This window comes from Microbacterium sp. NPDC055988, assembly GCF_042269505.1.
Lineage (GTDB): Bacteria > Actinomycetota > Actinomycetes > Actinomycetales > Microbacteriaceae > Microbacterium.
In genome coordinates, this window is the sequence record NZ_JBHJXY010000001.1 from 2,548,348 (window position 1) to 2,563,394 (window position 15,047).

The 15,047-nt window shown below is 69.8% G+C and carries 13 protein-coding genes; 9 read left to right on the forward strand and 4 right to left on the reverse strand.

The features are described from left to right. Nucleotides 1-5: 5 nt before the first annotated feature. Entirely contained in the window at nucleotides 6-1,304 is a 1,299-nt protein-coding gene (locus ACFC14_RS12170) for an O-antigen ligase family protein (RefSeq protein WP_376104715.1), read from the reverse strand. Further along, entirely contained in the window at nucleotides 1,301-2,716 is a 1,416-nt protein-coding gene (locus ACFC14_RS12175; protein WP_376104718.1) for an O-antigen ligase family protein, read from the reverse strand. Before ACFC14_RS12175 ends, ACFC14_RS12170 begins: the two co-directional genes overlap by 4 nt. A gap of 68 nt (nucleotides 2,717-2,784) precedes the next feature. Between ACFC14_RS12175 and manA the strand changes: the two genes are divergently transcribed. From manA to ACFC14_RS12195, 4 genes are all read left to right on the forward strand, one after another. Continuing rightward, the gene (gene manA / locus ACFC14_RS12180; RefSeq protein WP_376104721.1) at nucleotides 2,785-3,915 is read left to right on the forward strand and encodes a mannose-6-phosphate isomerase, class I; all 1,131 of its coding nucleotides are present in this window, start codon (nucleotides 2,785-2,787) and stop codon (nucleotides 3,913-3,915) included. A gap of 162 nt (nucleotides 3,916-4,077) precedes the next feature. Then, on the forward strand, nucleotides 4,078-4,398 hold the full coding sequence (locus ACFC14_RS12185; RefSeq protein ID WP_136043639.1) for a WhiB family transcriptional regulator: 321 nt from the start codon (nucleotides 4,078-4,080) through the stop codon (nucleotides 4,396-4,398). A gap of 106 nt (nucleotides 4,399-4,504) precedes the next feature. Continuing rightward, nucleotides 4,505-7,540, forward strand: coding sequence for a glycosyltransferase (locus ACFC14_RS12190; RefSeq protein ID WP_376104724.1), 3,036 nt, complete (start codon nucleotides 4,505-4,507; stop codon nucleotides 7,538-7,540). Then, nucleotides 7,537-8,919, forward strand: a complete 1,383-nt coding sequence (locus ACFC14_RS12195; protein ID WP_376104727.1) for a DUF5719 family protein — start codon at nucleotides 7,537-7,539, stop codon at nucleotides 8,917-8,919. Before ACFC14_RS12190 ends, ACFC14_RS12195 begins: the two co-directional genes overlap by 4 nt. Before the next feature lie 29 nt (nucleotides 8,920-8,948). On the opposite strand, the gene ACFC14_RS12200 is transcribed toward ACFC14_RS12195, so the two are convergent. Next, a complete protein-coding gene (locus ACFC14_RS12200) occupies nucleotides 8,949-9,377 on the reverse strand; it encodes a hypothetical protein (RefSeq protein ID WP_240745172.1) in 429 nt (142 codons plus the stop codon). A gap of 78 nt (nucleotides 9,378-9,455) precedes the next feature. Between ACFC14_RS12200 and ACFC14_RS12205 the strand changes: the two genes are divergently transcribed. The 5 genes from ACFC14_RS12205 to ahcY all read left to right on the forward strand — a co-directional run bounded on the left by ACFC14_RS12205 (nucleotide 9,456) and on the right by ahcY (nucleotide 14,188). After that, the gene (locus ACFC14_RS12205) at nucleotides 9,456-9,662 is read left to right on the forward strand and encodes a DUF3499 family protein (RefSeq protein ID WP_029261978.1); all 207 of its coding nucleotides are present in this window, start codon (nucleotides 9,456-9,458) and stop codon (nucleotides 9,660-9,662) included. 99 nt (nucleotides 9,663-9,761) lie between these two features. Next, nucleotides 9,762-10,688, forward strand: a complete 927-nt coding sequence (locus ACFC14_RS12210) for an efflux RND transporter periplasmic adaptor subunit (protein WP_376104731.1) — start codon at nucleotides 9,762-9,764, stop codon at nucleotides 10,686-10,688. After that, nucleotides 10,685-11,485 (forward strand): ABC transporter ATP-binding protein, encoded by an 801-nt coding sequence (locus tag ACFC14_RS12215; RefSeq protein WP_376104734.1) that lies wholly within the window; start codon nucleotides 10,685-10,687, stop codon nucleotides 11,483-11,485. The genes ACFC14_RS12210 and ACFC14_RS12215 overlap by 4 nt, the downstream gene beginning before the upstream one ends. After that, nucleotides 11,485-12,699, forward strand: a complete 1,215-nt coding sequence (locus ACFC14_RS12220; protein ID WP_376104737.1) for an ABC transporter permease — start codon at nucleotides 11,485-11,487, stop codon at nucleotides 12,697-12,699. Before ACFC14_RS12215 ends, ACFC14_RS12220 begins: the two co-directional genes overlap by 1 nt. Nucleotides 12,700-12,742: 43 nt before the next feature. Further along, a complete protein-coding gene (gene ahcY, locus ACFC14_RS12225) occupies nucleotides 12,743-14,188 on the forward strand; it encodes an adenosylhomocysteinase (RefSeq protein ID WP_376104740.1) in 1,446 nt (481 codons plus the stop codon). A 34-nt stretch (nucleotides 14,189-14,222) separates the two neighbouring features. On the opposite strand, the gene ACFC14_RS12230 is transcribed toward ahcY, so the two are convergent. After that, nucleotides 14,223-15,032 carry an RDD family protein gene (locus ACFC14_RS12230; RefSeq protein WP_376104743.1) on the reverse strand — a complete coding sequence of 270 codons (810 nt, stop codon included), beginning with the start codon at nucleotides 15,030-15,032 and terminating at the stop codon, nucleotides 14,223-14,225. Between the last annotated feature and the right edge of the window lie 15 nt (nucleotides 15,033-15,047).

Sequence of the window (15,047 nt, forward strand, 5' to 3'; positions counted from 1 at the left end):
GCTGGTCACACCTCGGAGCGCAGCGTAGGGATCGTGCCCGTGTGGGCGGCGTCGATGTTCTCCCGCCAGGAGCGCGACTGCCCAGCGCGCAACGCGCACAGCACGAGCATGAACCACCCGGCGCCCACCAGGGTGAAGCTCTCGAACATCGAGTCGACGGCGAGCGTGACCAGGATGATCGGCGTCCACGCATAGACGACCGAGCGTCGCACGCTCGCGACCAGCCAGGACCGGATCAGCGCCACCCCGCCGAGGAGCAGGAAGAGAACCAGCCCGGCGGCCCCGAGTTGGAGCAGCACGTCGAAGAACGCGTTCAACGCGCTCTGGTGATGGTCCTCGAGCTGGAAGTTGATGTACGTGAACGGGTACTCGCCGCGCGCCCAGTCGCCGAACCAGCCCCACCCTTGGATCGGTTTGACGGCGACGAAGTCGAGGATCGTGTTCCAGAGCGACGCACGCATCGAGAAGTCCGAGCCGGCGTCGAGCAGCGCGATGATCTGATGGCGCAGTGCGAACGCGATCGTGAGTGCGAGCGCGACCAGGATGCCGAGCATCCACTGCACCAGATTGCGTCGCGCCGGCGACGTGTGCCGCACGATCGTGAGAGCGAGCGTGACGATTCCTACGGCGACGGCGAGCACGAGCACCGTGGGGGAGGCCGAGAGGAAGGCGAGCGACCCCGCGAGACCGATCGACACCACGGCGAGGGGAGAGTTCACAGACTGCGTCCGCCACTCGATCACGAAAGTGATCAGGGCGATCACGGCGACGAACCCGAGCATGTTGCGGCTGCCGAACAAGCCCTGCACCGGGCCGCCGGCGGCGAGGTTGCCCTGGATCGAGAGAAAAGTGAACGGCAGGTCGAGCAGCACCCCGGAGAGGATCTCCACGCCGAGCGAGACGGCTAGCAGCACGCGCAGTGTGTCGCCGATGGCACGCACGGTCTGCAGCGTGTCGCGGATGTGGCCGATCGTGATCGCGAGGAACGCGTAGCCGAACAACGACATCCACCCGAAGAACGTATCCGAGCGATCCGTGGTCCAGACCATGCTCACGAGCGCCCAACCGAGGAAGGCGAACAGCGACGAGGGAGCGATCCGCAACGGCGAGAGCTCGTCGCGTCGCACCCAGAGGATCGCCGCGCCCAGGACGCACAGCACCGCGATGATGGTGGCCAGAGTGACGGCCGAGGTCATCCGTCCGATCGCGTACGAGCCGAAGATGGCGGTGAGCGCAGCGAGGGCGAAGGCTCGCGCGAGTTCCACCGAACCGAGCAGCCGGACCAGCGGGCGGGCCGACGTCACGGCACCCGCCGTTGCCGCGTGCCGCGTTCGAAGACCAGATCCCGTTCCCCGACACCCACCAGGGGCACCGATTTCAGCTTGAAGGACAGGAGCACCAGGAGCATCCAGCCCCAGAGCATGATCGGCGTCGACTCCGAGAATCCCTGCACCAACAGCACCACGGTGAACAGACTCGGCAGCAGGGTCAGCGGGGAGAACGGCCGCTTGGCGTGGAGATCCCACCGGGGCCGGTCGACGGCGAAGAACCAGGAGCGCCACAGCAGGCTCAGGTACGCGATCCCCATCAGGATCACGCCCAGCACGCCGAGCTGGAACAGCACGTCGAGCCACATGTTGTGCGCGTGGAACACGGTGATGCCGTGATCGACGATCCAGCGGTCGAACGCCGGGTCCGTCGGGATCCAAGGGCTGGAGAACCCGTTGCCGAAGAGGGGGTGTTCTCGCACCCGCTCGAGCACCTTCGCCCAGATCAGATCGGAGCGCCCGGTGAGGTCGGAGCTGCGCCCGACGAGTCCGAGCAGCGGCTCGCGCAGCAGCCAGACCGCGGCGGCGGCCAGCGCCGAGCCGCCGATCGCCGTCACATAGATCCGCGTGCGCGCCCCCGGAGTGCGGGCACGGCGCATCAGCAGGGCGACCAGGAGCACGAGTGCGGCGGCAGCCGCGCACGCGAGCGCGGTCACCGACGACGTGCGCAGCAGGAAGTATGCCGCGAGCACCATCCACAGAGCCAGCGTGGTGCGCCAGCGCGCGCGAGCGGCGAACAGCACGCCGAAGGTGATGATCGCGAAGAGGGAGATGATCGCGAGGAGGTTGGCATTGCCGACGATCCCCTGGATCCTTCCGCCGTCGAACAGGTTGTCTCGGACCCAGTACCACTGGGGGTCGATCTCGCCGTCCGGCAGCGTCGCGAAGTTCGGCAGCAGCGGCCCGTGCAGGACGAGCGAGACCCACAGCTCGATCGCCAGCGACAACCCGAGGATCCACTTGAAGGCGGAGGACAGTGCCCGGATGATCTCGTGCCAGGTGAGCACGTGGGCGATGAACAGACCGTTCACGGTGACGGCGGCCAGGAGTACCCAGGTGATCAGGGTCGGTCCTCGCCATTGGGACCACGCGACCGAGACCAGGGCAAGGGTGGTGTATCCCATCGCCGTCCACGGCAGGCGGCGCCAGCGGAACGGCTGCGGGCGGTTGCGCGCGAGCATCGGGACACCGATGCCGAGCGTCGCGAGAGTGAAGACGACGAGGGTGACCGCGGCGCCCTCCATGCCGACCAGGTTGTACACCGCGGTGTGCGCGAAGGTCACGATGAGAACGAGGATCACGTAGCCGCGCAGCAGAAGGTGCCCCGTCGACTCGCGCTCCGGCGCCGTGGGCGGGGCTGTCACCGGGTGCTTGGTGTACTGGGCCATCGCGTTCAGGCTACCGCGCCGCGCTCGGCGCGTGCCTGAACGCCGCAGTGCGGCTCTACGCTGGTGGCATGCTGCTGAGCCTCACGAACGCACCCCGCGACTACGCCTGGGGATCCGACTCTCTCCTCGCCGGACTCGAAGGGCGCACGCCGACCGGCGCTCCCGAAGCGGAGGTGTGGTTCGGGGATCATCCCGGTGACCCCGCAGACGTGGAGGGTGGCGGCACCCTCGATCAGATCACCGGTGGCACCCTCCCGTATCTGCTGAAGCTCCTCGCCGCGGGGCGGCCGCTCTCGATCCAGGTGCACCCGACCATCACGCAGGCGCGCGAGGGATGGGCGAGAGAGAGTGCACTCGCCGCGGACGATCCGCAGCGCAACTACCGCGACGACAACCACAAGCCCGAGCTCATCGTGGCGCTCAGCGAGCGGTTCGAATCGCTCAGCGGCCTGCGTCCGGTGGCGGACACGCTCGAGCTGCTGGACCTGGTGGACGACAGCGACGGCGTCGTGCAGCTCCGCGCGCGGCTCGCGGGCGGAGCCGATGCGCTGCGGGACACCATCGGCTGGCTGCTCGGCGGTGACGCGCAGCACGAAGTCGACGAGATCATCGCCGCGGTGGTGCGCGCAGCGGAGCGCACCGATACGGGGGAGCGGGGCGCGACGCTGCGCGCGATCTCGGGAGTGGCCGCGAACTATCCGGGGGATCCCGGCGTCGTCGTCGCGCTGCTCATGAACCACGTCGTGCTGCGACGTGGGGAGGGCGTGTTCCTGCGCGCCGGTCTTCTGCATGCCTACCTCGCGGGCCTCGGCGTCGAGATCATGGCGGCGAGTGACAACGTGCTCCGCGGTGGACTGACCCCCAAGCGCATCGACGTCCCCGAACTTCTCGCGATCCTCGACCCGACGCCCGGCGAGGTGCCGGTGCTGCGGCCGGAGGATGCAGACGCGGTCACGGCCTATCCCGTTCCCGTCTCCGACTTCGCGCTCAGCAGGATCGCGGTGGATGGGGCTCCGGTCACGGTGGAGATCTCGGGACCGACGATGGTGCTCGCGACCGCCGGGACCATCACGGTCCGCTCCTCCTCCGGAGCGGAAGTGCAGGTCCCCGTGGGAACCGTGGCGTTCGCCGGCGGCGACGAGCGCACGCTCACCGTGTCCGGCGAGGGCGAGGCGTTCGTGGCCGGCCCGGGGTTCTGAGCGCGTCGCGTTCGCCGCACCGCGACACGCCGAAGGATCGCCATGAACCTTCAAGAGTCGCTTGAGGGTTTACGATCCGCGACTTGACCGGAGCGAATGACACGGGTGTAATTAGTCATGCGCACGGCCCGCCGGGGGGCGGAGACAGGGTTGGAGATCGAGATGACGGGATACCGTTCCGACGTACCGGAGAACTGGTTCGTCGATCCGATCAACCTCGGTGTTCCCGGGGTGCGGCGCACGGACGCCGCCGACGATGACAACGCCCTCGCCTGGCAGGCGGATGCGCTCTGCTCGCAGACCGATCCCGAGGCCTTCTTCCCGGAGAAGGGCGGATCGACCAGAGACGCCAAGCGGATCTGCACCACCTGCGACGTCCGCAGCGAATGCCTCGAGTACGCGCTCAACAACGATGAGCGCTTCGGCATCTGGGGCGGACTCTCCGAGCGCGAGCGCCGCAAGCTCAAGCGCCGCGCCAGCTGATCGGCCGAGGCGGTCACGCGCGCTGAGGTCGTTGGCGCATCGCTTCGCAGGCGCGCCGCATCCACTGCTCCAGCGCCGGTCCCGACGCGCATAGGCTGACGACGTCATGCCAGCCCGAGTTCACGCCATCATCGTCGCGCGCCCCGGATCCTCATCCCGCGCGCAACTCCTCCGCACTCTCGACGCCGTGCGCTCCCAGACTTCACCCGCAGAGGCCGTGACGCTCGTCATGTGCGGAGATGCTTCCACCCTGCGCGAGAGTGAAGCCGTCGGAGCCGTCGTCGAGGGGATCATCGAAGCCCGCGCGACGACATCGTTCGCCGAAGCGGTCGAACTCGCGCGCCCGCGCGTGAGCGAGGGGTCGGCGATCTGGCTGCTCGCACAGGACACGGCTCCGCATCCGCGGGCACTCGAGCGTCTCCGCGGCACGCTGGAGCGGTCGCCGTCCGCGGCGATCGTCGCTCCCAAACTCGTCGCGACCGACAACGATCGGGAGATCGTCTCGCTCGGAGTCAGCATGACGACTTTCGGACGATCGGTCGAACTCGCGGCAGGGGAACTCGACCAGGGACAGCACGATCGCATCGACGACGCGCTCGGCTCCGACGTGCGCGGCATCCTCATCCGCGGCGAGGTCCGCGACGCGTTGCGGCCCGACCCGGCGCTCGCCGGCGCCGACGAGGGGCTCGACCTCGGCGTCCGCGCACGCCTCGGCGGGGGGCGGCTCGTGCTCTCGCCGAGTGCGCGGATATCCGCAGCACCCGACGGTCCGGCCGCGCTGCCCTCCGGCCGATCCCGACGCGCCTACGTCACCCGGCTGGCACAACTGCACCGGCGACTGGCATATGCTCCGGCGGCCGCCGTGCCGCTGCACTGGCTCAGCCTGCTCCCGCTCGCGCTGTGGCGCTCGATCACGCACCTGGTCGGCAAGCGGCCGGAAGCGGTCCTCCCCGAGTGGGGGGCCGCCCTCACCGCGATGCTGCGGATCGGCGCTGTCGCGCGGTCCCGGTCGCGCATCCGCGCCTTCCGCTCATCCACCTGGGCGAGCATCGCACCGCTGCGGGTGACGTCGTCCGATCTGCGGCGGCGTCTCGATGACGGGCACGGCAGCGAAGGCGGCGCCGTCAGCGAACTGCGATTCTTCTCCGGCGGCGGTGCCTGGGCCGTGCTCGCGGCGCTCGTCGTGAGCATCGCCTCCTTCACGACTCTGCTCGCGTGGCCGGCACTCGGCGGCGGCGCGCTTCTGCCACTGCGTCAGACCGTCTCGGCGCTCTGGAGCGACGCGGCGTGGGGTGCGCGCGGCACGGCGATCGGCCTGGTCGGCCCTGCCGATCCTTTCGCCGCGGTCGTGGCCGTGCTGGGCTCGCTGTGGCCGGCGGGGCCGTCCTTCGCGATGGTGCTGCTGTGGATTCTCGCGCTTCCGCTCGCGGTGCTCGGCGGGTGGTTCGCGGCGACCCGAGTGACCGACCGGGCGGGGCTGCGCATTTTCGCGGGCGTCGCCTGGGCACTGGCTCCCACCTTCCTGACGGCGCTCGTCGACGGCCGCCCGAGTGCGGTGCTGGCGCACCTCCTGTTGCCGTGGCTCTTCCATTCCGCTGTGGTGGCGCACCGATCCTGGGGAGCGGCGGGAAGTGCCTCTCTCCTTCTCGCCGCCGTGGTCGCCTGTGCTCCGTCACTGGCGCCGGCGCTCGCGCTGCTGTGGGTCGTGGCAGTGGGCATCGTCCTGGGCACCGGACAGTTCCGTGGCGTCGGCCGTCTGCTCTGGCTGCTCGTGCCGACGGCGGCGCTCTTCGCTCCTCTCGTCTTCTGGCAGCTCGCACACGGGACACCGTTGGCGCTCCTGGGAGACCCCGGTCTCGTGTGGGCGGGCCCGCAGGCGGCCGCGGACGCCGCAGGCAGGCTGGCGCTCGCGATCGGATTCCCCACCACGGATCTCGCTGGCTGGGCGTCGCTCGTTCCCGCACCGATCGCCGCGTGGGCACCGCTGCTGTGTGCGCCGATGGCTCTGCTCGCCCTCGGAGCGGCCGTCGCCCCTCGGTGGCGCGCGGGGATCACGCTGCTCGTCGTCGCTCTGGCCGGTCTCGCGACGGCGTTCTTCGCTGTCGGCATCACGGTGAGCTTCGCCCAGGGTGCGGGCGTGGCGATCTGGCCGGGGGCGGGGCTCAGCCTGGCCTGGGTCGGGGTGGTGGGTGCGGCGCTCGTCACTCTGGACACCGCCATCACGCTTCCGAGGCTCCGGGTCCTCTCCGCGGTCGCTGCAGCGGTCGCGCTGGGGATCTGCGCCGTGCCGGCGCTCACAGCATTCCACGCACAGCGGTCCGTCCTCACGAACGGCCCCGAATCGACTCTGCCTGCCTATGTCGCCGCCCAGGCGGCCGGGGACCGTCCGCTCGCGACGCTCGTGATGACGCCGCAGAACGACGGAGGACTCGCGGTCGAGGTGGTCTGGGGAGCGAGCGAGACGCTCGGATCCCAGACGACGATGGTCTCGACCGCCGTGGAGCCGCAGGGGGACGACGTCGCGACGCTCGCCGTCGATCTCCTCTCCGCCCGCGATTTCGACGCCCCGGGCGAACTGGCGGCGAAGGGGATCAGCTACGTACTGCTCGCGGAGCTGCCCGGAGATGAAGGAGACAAGGCTCGCACGCTCCGCGCCGCGGCCGTCGCCTCGATCGATCAGCGTGCCGGGCTGGTGCATGCGGGGGAGAGCGATCGCGGGGTGCTCTGGCGTCTGGAAGCCGAGGTCGCTGCGCCGCCGACCCTGACGTCCGCTCAGGAGGGAAGCGCTCGCCTCGTGTTGACGATCCAACTGCTGGCGGTCTTCGTGGCACTGCTGCTGTCGATCCCGACTCGCGCATCGCGGCGCGCGGCACGAGCCCAGTCGCGCATCGTCGGACGCGCGCCGGATGAGCCGATGATCCTGCCCCGGCACGCGGAGGACCGGTCTCCGCTCGAGGAGCAGACTCCGGTCGGCGCGATCGAGGAGCCGCAGGACGAGGCTGCTCTGACAGACGAGGCGCTGGTGCCGATCGCCGAGCCCGAGCCCGTCGGCGAAGAGCCGGCTGAGCCGTCCGAGCCCGCCGACGCGCCGACGGTCGCCGACGATGAGAGATCCGAGACGGCAGGGGAGAGGGACCGATGAGCGGTTCGCGCGCATTCAAGGTGGCCGCGACGGGCGCTCGCCTCGCCACCGGAGTCGCCGTGATCGCGGCGTGCGTCGTCGGCGTCGTCGCCGCGGTGCACGCACCGTGGCCGGTCATCCGGCATGATGCCGCCCACGTCGACGTCACGCCGCTCCCCGGAGACAGCGTCCTGGTGTGCAACGGAGACCTGCGCGCGCTCGGTCGCGAGGCCATGGACCCGCTGGCGCTGAGCTCTGCGGGGTCGCCGACCCTCACCGCAGGCGGCACGTCGGGTGAGCCGTCCTCGGCCGCTCTGGCGGTGCAGGATCTTCCGGATGCGGGCGAGGTGCGCGTGCTCACGGGCGCCGTCGAAGGACGCTCGGCGCCGCTCATCGCCGCCGCCGAGTCGATCGCTCTCACGACGGACGACCTCGCCGGGTACGCGGCCGCCCCCTGTGGCGTTCCCCGGCTGAACTCCTGGCTCGTCGGCGGGAGCACCGCCACGGGGACCGAGGACATCGTGATCCTGACCAATGCCGCGGAGGTCCCTTCGACCGTGACGCTGACGGTCTACGGAGAGGCCAGAAGCACACGCACGGTCATCGTGCCCGCGCGCACGCAGACCGCGCTGCCGCTCACCTCGATCGCCGCCGGCGACACGGCGCCCGTCGTCCGCGTCGATGCGACCGGGGCTCCGGTCCGTGCGGTGCTGCAGTCGTCGCTCACGCAGGTGCTGGATCCCGCAGGCCTGGACCTCCAGGATGCGGTGCCCGGCCCGCAGCAGAAGATGGTCCTCACGGGGGTGGAGGTCTTCGGCTCCGACGGCGACGACGACGAGATGGCGGTGCTGCGGCTGCTCTCACCCGGCGCGGACGCGCGCGTGCAGGTCCGGGTCGTCGCGGAGGGGCCCGGCTCGGCAGCCGATGAGTTCACGGTTCCGCTCGAGCCCGATCTCCCGGCGCAGGTCGCGCTCAGCGGTCTCGAACCCGGCCGCTACACCGTCGAGGTGGAGGCGGACGCTCCTGTCCTGGCGGCACTGCGACAGCAGGACGGCTTCGGGCGCGATGCCGACTTCGCATGGGTCACGCCGGCACCGTCGATCGACGGCGAGGTGGTGTTCGCGGTACCGTCGGGTCCGCCGGGCCGACTTCAGCTGGCGAACTCGTCGGAGGAGGACACCACGGTGACGATCGAGCCGCTCGACGGGGGCGCGTCCCAGGATGTCGTCGTCGCCGCAGGCGCGACGGTCGGGGTCGATGTGGAGACCGGGACGACCTATCGGATGCAGTCGACGGGCGCGGTGCACGCGGCTGTCGCGCTCACCGCTTCGGGCGCACTCGCGGTGCTGCCGGTGCAGGCGAGTGCCGGCGTCGAGAAGGCCATCACCGTCTACCCCTGATCGATCCTCCGGACGGGAGATCGGCGGGTTCAGTGTTCGTGGCCGAGATCCCACGGTTCGCGGCCGACGTACTCCGCAGCCGCCCGGAACACCGCGCTCTCGATCGCCATGCGGCGGTGCGCGGCATCGTCGTGCCCCGGCGGCAGGAGGCGCTCGATGGGCAGCCGGAACAGCACGATGCGCCGGTTCTCCCGATCGAGATGCCAACGCGGAACCGCATCGGTCGTTTCGAACGCCGGTATCGCGCCGATCTCGAACCGGACGTCCTGGAGTTCCGGCCAGGTCCCGCGCAAGAACTCGACGGCGGTTCCGACGGTCAGATCGAAACGATCGAGACGGCCGTCGAGCGGCGCGAGAGGGGGACGTACGACCTCGCTGCGGCCCAGACGTCCGTGGCGGCCGTGCCGCGCACCGCGCCGTGGTGCGGCAGAGGCGTGAGCGGCGCGGCGACGGGGCATGTCGAAAGTCTAGGCGGTGCCGACGTGCGCGGCGCGGCATCCCCGGCTCGGATGCGTGCGAGCCGTACGCTGACGGAGATGGACGGACGACTGTGCTCGAAGGTCGGCTGCGCGCGAGAAGCCGTGGCCACCCTCACCTACGACTATGGGGACAAGATGGCGGCACTCGGTCCGCTCGGTGCAGCGAACGACCCGCAGGCGCATGACCTGTGCTCGCCGCATGCCGATCGACTCTCGGTGCCGGCGGGTTGGCTCGTCGTGAGGCACGAAGCACTTCGAGCCTGAGGGCGCGCCGACACGCGGTCGCCTTCGCGATAGCGGGAAAACTGTTTCTGGATACGCTGACTCCAGGCGTGCCAGGGCGGCGCTGCCGGAAAGGCATTCGTGATCGTCTGGCGTCGCTGGATCTTCCCCCTGCTTCTCGTCGTGGTCATCGGCGCGTGCGCTGCAGCACTCGTCAAGATCGCTTTCTTCCCCGACCGAGCCGAGAGCATGGTCAGCCCGGAAGCGGCGATCACCGATCCGGTCGTGGCCGTCGAGCGCGGATCCGTCGTGAACGCGTTGAGCCTGACGGGCAACGTCGCGCGCGATGAGATCTTCGGGGTGCGCAGCGAGATCGACGGCACGGTCACCGCCGTACACGTGAGTGAGGGCGCGGCGGTATCAGCCGGCCAGAAGCTGTTCACCATCCGCCAGGAAGATCCCCGCAAGGACATCGATGTGCTCGCGTCAGAGGCCGGCGACGTGTCCGAGATCGCGCTCGTGAAGGGGCAGCCGACATCGGTGGGCACCGAGATCTTCAGCCTCACGCCCGCGCGGTACCACCTGCTCGCGACCGTCGACCCCGTGCAGCTGTATCGGCTCGTCAACGCTCCGAGTGAGGCCACGGTCACCATCACCGGTGGTCCGGCGCCGTTCGCCTGCACAGGCGTCCGTGTGCAGGTCACCGCAGAGGGCACGGCGAGTGTGCGCTGCGCGATCCCCGCCGGGCAGACCGTCTTCGCCGGGCTCCCCGCGACCATGGATCTGGCCCTCGGTCAGGTCGAGGATGCACTCGTGATCCCGGTCACCGCGGTCCAGGGCGGCGCGGGCTCAGGGAACGTCTGGGTCGATGCAGCCGACGGTGCGGAGCCCGAGGAGCGCGCGGTGAAGCTCGGGGTGAACGACGGGACGATCGTCGAGGTCACCGAGGGCCTGGAGGAGGGCGAGAGCATCCGCCAGTTCGTGCCGGGCTTCGTAGCCCCGGTCGAGGAGTTCTGCTACGAGGTCTCCCCGGGCGTGGAGCAGTGCGACAGCGGGATGAGCTGGTGACTCTGGTCGCTCTGGAGGACGTCACCAAGAGCGTCCTCCTCGCCGACGACTCGCAGCTCGAGATCCTCCGCGGCATCACTCTCGAGGTCGGCGCGGGTGACCACGTCTCGATCGTCGGCCGCTCCGGCTCGGGCAAGTCGACGCTGCTCAACATCCTCGGGATGCTGGACTCGCCGACGTCCGGCTCGGTCTCGTTCGAGGGGCGAGAGGTTCGTCGCATGCGGTCGGGGCGCCTGGATCGGCTGCGCGGCGACAACGTCGGCTTCGTCTTCCAGCAGTTCAACCTGCTGCCGGGGCGAACCGCACTCGACAACGTGATGATGCCTCTCGGCCATGCGAAGGGGAAGACGTTCTGGAACCGACGGCAGATCGCCGCGGACATGCTCGAGCGGGTGGGACTCGGCCACAGGGTCGGCCAGATCGCCGACAAGCTCTCCGGTGGTGAGCAGCAGCGTGTCGCGATCGCCAGGGCGCTGGTGCGCAGACCCGTCCTGATCCTCGCCGACGAGCCCACCGGCGCGCTCGACATCGACACCGGCGCATCGGTCATGTCGCTCCTCGACGAGGTCGCCACCGAGACGGACGCCGCCCTGGTCACCATCACGCACGACCTCCACGTCGCGGCCCGCGCGCGCCGGCACTACCGACTGGACGCGGGGCGTCTGGAGACCGCGGACCTCAGCCGTGCCTTCGAGGCCTCGACGCTCGCAGCGCCCGTGCCCGCCGCTCCGGCGCAGCCCGCGGCCCCCGCTCCGGCACCGCCTGTGGCCGTGCCCGCTGCGTCCGAGGTCGTCTGATGACGGGCTTCCTCGGCGCGCTCTCCGACGCGTGGGCCGAGATCCGCGTCCACAAGCTCCGTGTGCTGCTCAGCCTGATCGGCATCGCCGTGTCGGTCGGAGCACTCACGGCGGTCGTGGCGATCTCGGAGTACCAGCGTCAGTTCCAGGCCGAGCAGTCCGACCGCTGGGGAGGGCGTGTGGCCACCCTCGTCGTCGCGGCGAGCACTGGCGACGGCTCTCCCGTGGATCCCGATGACTTCGATGCTCGTTTCACTCGCGTCTCGGAACGATTCGGCTTCAGCCACACGGCGCGCATCGCGCAGGGGATCATGATGGACGCGCAGCTTCCGGAGGGCATCACCCCGGTCCCGGCGCGCGTGATGGATCCGGCCTTCTCGCAGATCCACCGCGAGCAGCTTCTCGAGGGACGCTGGTTCCTCGATACCGACGTCGAGGCCCTGGCCCCACCGGTGGTCATCACAGAAGCGCTGTGGGACCGGCTCGGACGGGTGCCGCTGGCGCAGCATCCGACCGTCGTGTTCGGTGGTCCGGCCGGTGGCACCTACCAGGTGATCGGCATCGTCCCGCGGCAGGGGTTCGGCGACGAGGAACTGCGGGTCGATCTGCTCTACGACGTGTATCGCGCTCGCGTAGATGCGTTGCCGCCCGATGCGATGACGCAGTACGAGGTCTGGGTGGGAGCCCAGCAGGCCGACGAGATCGGCCCGGTGCTGGCGATGGACCTGCGCGCCGGACTGCCCGAGGGCCAGACGGTCTCGGTGAGCCGCACCGACTGGGCGGCGCAACCGGGAGCGATGGACGTCCAGGCCACATTCGAGATGATCACGGGCGGGATCGCCGCTCTCATCCTCGCGCTCGGTGCGCTGAGCCTGATCAACATCCAGCTCGTGGCGATGCGCCAGCGCGTCCGCGAGATCGGAGTCCGCCGTGCGTTCGGTGCGAGCTCGGGGCGCGTGTTCTTCGCGGTGTTCCTGGAGAGTCTCGTCGCCACGACGGTCGCCGGTGTGATCGGGATCGCTATCGTCGTCGCGGTGCTGCGCTCCGACTGGGTCGTCACCTCGATGTTCTACGGCATCCAGGACGTGCCGCCGTTCCCGATGCGGGCAGCCCTCGTCGGGCTCGTCGCCTCCGTGATCGTCGGTGCGGTGTCGGGGTTCATCCCCGCACTCGTCGCGCTGCGCGTGAAGGTGATCGACGCCATCCGCTTCTGACGCACACGCTGTGCCGGCTTGATCGTGATGGAAGAATACGAAAATGCCTGAGCTCGAGTACCGCGTCGCCGACCTGTCGCTCGCCGAAGCCGGCCGTCACCAGCTGCGGCTCGCCGAGAACGAGATGCCGGGGCTGATGTCCCTCCGGGAGGAGTTCGGTGCCGGGCAGCCGCTGAGGGGCGCCAGGATCGCGGGTTCGCTGCACATGACGGTGCAGACGGCCGTGCTCATCGAGACGCTCGTGGCGCTCGGCGCCCAGGTGCGGTGGGCGAGCTGCAACATCTTCTCGACCCAGGACGAAGCAGCCGCCGCCGTCGTGGTCGGACCTGACGGCACGGCCGACGCCCCGGCGGGGGTGCCGGTCTTCGCCTGGAAGGGGGAGACGCTCGACGAGTACTGGGCGTGCACCGAGCGCATCTTCGACTGGTCGTCGACGGGATTCGACGGGCCGAACCTCATCCTCGACGACGGCGGCGACGCCACGCTACTCGTGCACAAGGGCGTCGAGTTCGAGAAGGCGGGCGTTGTCCCGGCGACGACGGACTCCGACTCGCACGAGTACTCGGTCATCCTCGATCTGCTGCGCCGTTCGCTCGCGTCGTCGACCGATCGCTGGACGAAGCTCGCGGCCGGACTCATCGGGGTGACGGAGGAGACCACCACGGGCGTGCATCGTCTCTATGAGCTCGCCGCCTCCGGGGAGCTGCTCTTCCCGGCCATCAACGTCAACGACTCGGTGACCAAGAGCAAGTTCGACAACAAGTACGGCATCCGGCACTCCCTCCCGGATGGGCTGAACCGCGCGACCGATGTGCTCATGGGCGGCAAAGTCGCCTTCGTGTGCGGGTACGGCGACGTGGGCAAGGGGGCAGCCGAGGCTCTGCGCGGACAGGGCGCCCGGGTGATCGTCAGCGAGGTCGATCCGATCTGCGCGCTGCAGGCGGCGATGGATGGGTTCCAGGTGGCACGCCTGATCGACGTCGCGGGTGAGGTCGACATCGTGGTGACCGGCACCGGCAACCGTGATGTCGTCACGACCGAGCATCTTCAGGCCCTCAAGCATCTTGCGATCGTCGCCAATGTCGGCCACTTCGACAACGAGATCGACATGGCGGGCCTCGAAGCCATCGAGGGCGCCGAGAAGATCGAGATCAAGCCGCAGGTGCACGAATGGCGTCTGCCGAGCGGACGCAGCGTCCTCGTGCTCAGCGAGGGGCGCCTGATGAACCTGGGCAACGCCACCGGGCATCCGTCGTTCGTCATGAGCGCCTCGTTCACCAACCAGGTGCTCGCGCAGCTCGAGCTCTTCACGAACATCGTCGCCTATCCCACCGGCGTCTACGTCCTCCCGAAGGCGCTTGACGAGAAGGTCGCCCGCCTCCACCTCGACGCACTGGGAGTGCGGCTCACCACTCTCAGCGATGAGCAGGCGGCGTACATCGGCGTACCGGTGGACGGACCGTACAAGCTCGAGCACTACCGCTACTGAGCGTTCCCGCGACCGAGGGTCGCGCTGCGACGGATCAGACCCCGACGCGTCGGCCGGTGAGGCGCTCGGCTCGACGGTCGGCATTCTCCAGCGCGCGCCGTTCCCGCTCCCGCCGGAGGACGGTGATGCCCACCAGCACCTGCTCCGGCGGGGCTGAGGGCATCGGCGAGACGAAGGGCGTGGCCTCGGTGAGCAGATCGTGCGCCACCCGCGCTCGAGCGACGGGGACCATCCGCGGCGCGCTCACGAGGAACTGCGAGATCCGGCGCGCGAGGCGGTCCGGCATGCGCGCCACGTCGGCGATCTGCGCCCAGCCGGCCAGAGCCGGGGGCAGTACCGGCATGTGCGAGGGGAGTGCAGGAGTGCGGACGCGCTGGCTGTACGTGCCGGCGACCAGGTCGCCCAGGCGCTGCGATCGCGCCGTGAAAGCGCCGGTGAGCACCGCGATGCCGCCGAAGGTCATGTAGATCTCGAGGACTCCGAGAAGCGCGCGGATGAACGCGTGCCGGAACCCGGCGGCACCGCCGTCCACGCGGACGATCCGCCCTCCGACGGCGAGCTTGCCGAGGCTGCGGCCCTTGAGGGCGACCTCCATCGTGATGGGGAGCACCACGAAGCTCACGACGATCGCGGCGACCGTGGCGATGCGGTCGGTGGCATCGTCGAGCACGCCGGCATCGAGCAGCCAGATGCGCAGGAAGAGCCAGAGGATGAACACCGCGTATCCGAGGAGCATGTCGATCGCGGCGCCCAGAGCGCGGAGCAGGAAGCCGACCGGCTGCACGTCGATCGCGACGGCTTCGCCGGAGAGCACCTCGTCGGAGACGTCGATCGGGACGGACATGAGTACAGTAAATCA

What these genes read in the sequence shown, in the direction of transcription:
- ACFC14_RS12175 (WP_376104718.1), bottom strand. Translation starts at nt 2,716, where the DNA reads ATGGCCCAGTACACCAAGCACCCGGTGACAGCCCCGCCCACGGCGCCG.
- ACFC14_RS12200 (WP_240745172.1), bottom strand. Translation starts at nt 9,377, where the DNA reads ATGCCCCGTCGCCGCGCCGCTCACGCCTCTGCCGCACCACGGCGCGGT.
- ahcY (WP_376104740.1), top strand. Translation starts at nt 12,743, where the DNA reads ATGCCTGAGCTCGAGTACCGCGTCGCCGACCTGTCGCTCGCCGAAGCC.
- manA (WP_376104721.1), top strand. Translation starts at nt 2,785, where the DNA reads ATGCTGCTGAGCCTCACGAACGCACCCCGCGACTACGCCTGGGGATCC.
- ACFC14_RS12185 (WP_136043639.1), top strand. Translation starts at nt 4,078, where the DNA reads ATGACGGGATACCGTTCCGACGTACCGGAGAACTGGTTCGTCGATCCG.
- ACFC14_RS12220 (WP_376104737.1), top strand. Translation starts at nt 11,485, where the DNA reads ATGACGGGCTTCCTCGGCGCGCTCTCCGACGCGTGGGCCGAGATCCGC.
- ACFC14_RS12195 (WP_376104727.1), top strand. Translation starts at nt 7,537, where the DNA reads ATGAGCGGTTCGCGCGCATTCAAGGTGGCCGCGACGGGCGCTCGCCTC.
- ACFC14_RS12205 (WP_029261978.1), top strand. Translation starts at nt 9,456, where the DNA reads ATGGACGGACGACTGTGCTCGAAGGTCGGCTGCGCGCGAGAAGCCGTG.
- ACFC14_RS12190 (WP_376104724.1), top strand. Translation starts at nt 4,505, where the DNA reads ATGCCAGCCCGAGTTCACGCCATCATCGTCGCGCGCCCCGGATCCTCA.
- ACFC14_RS12230 (WP_376104743.1), bottom strand. Translation starts at nt 15,032, where the DNA reads ATGTCCGTCCCGATCGACGTCTCCGACGAGGTGCTCTCCGGCGAAGCC.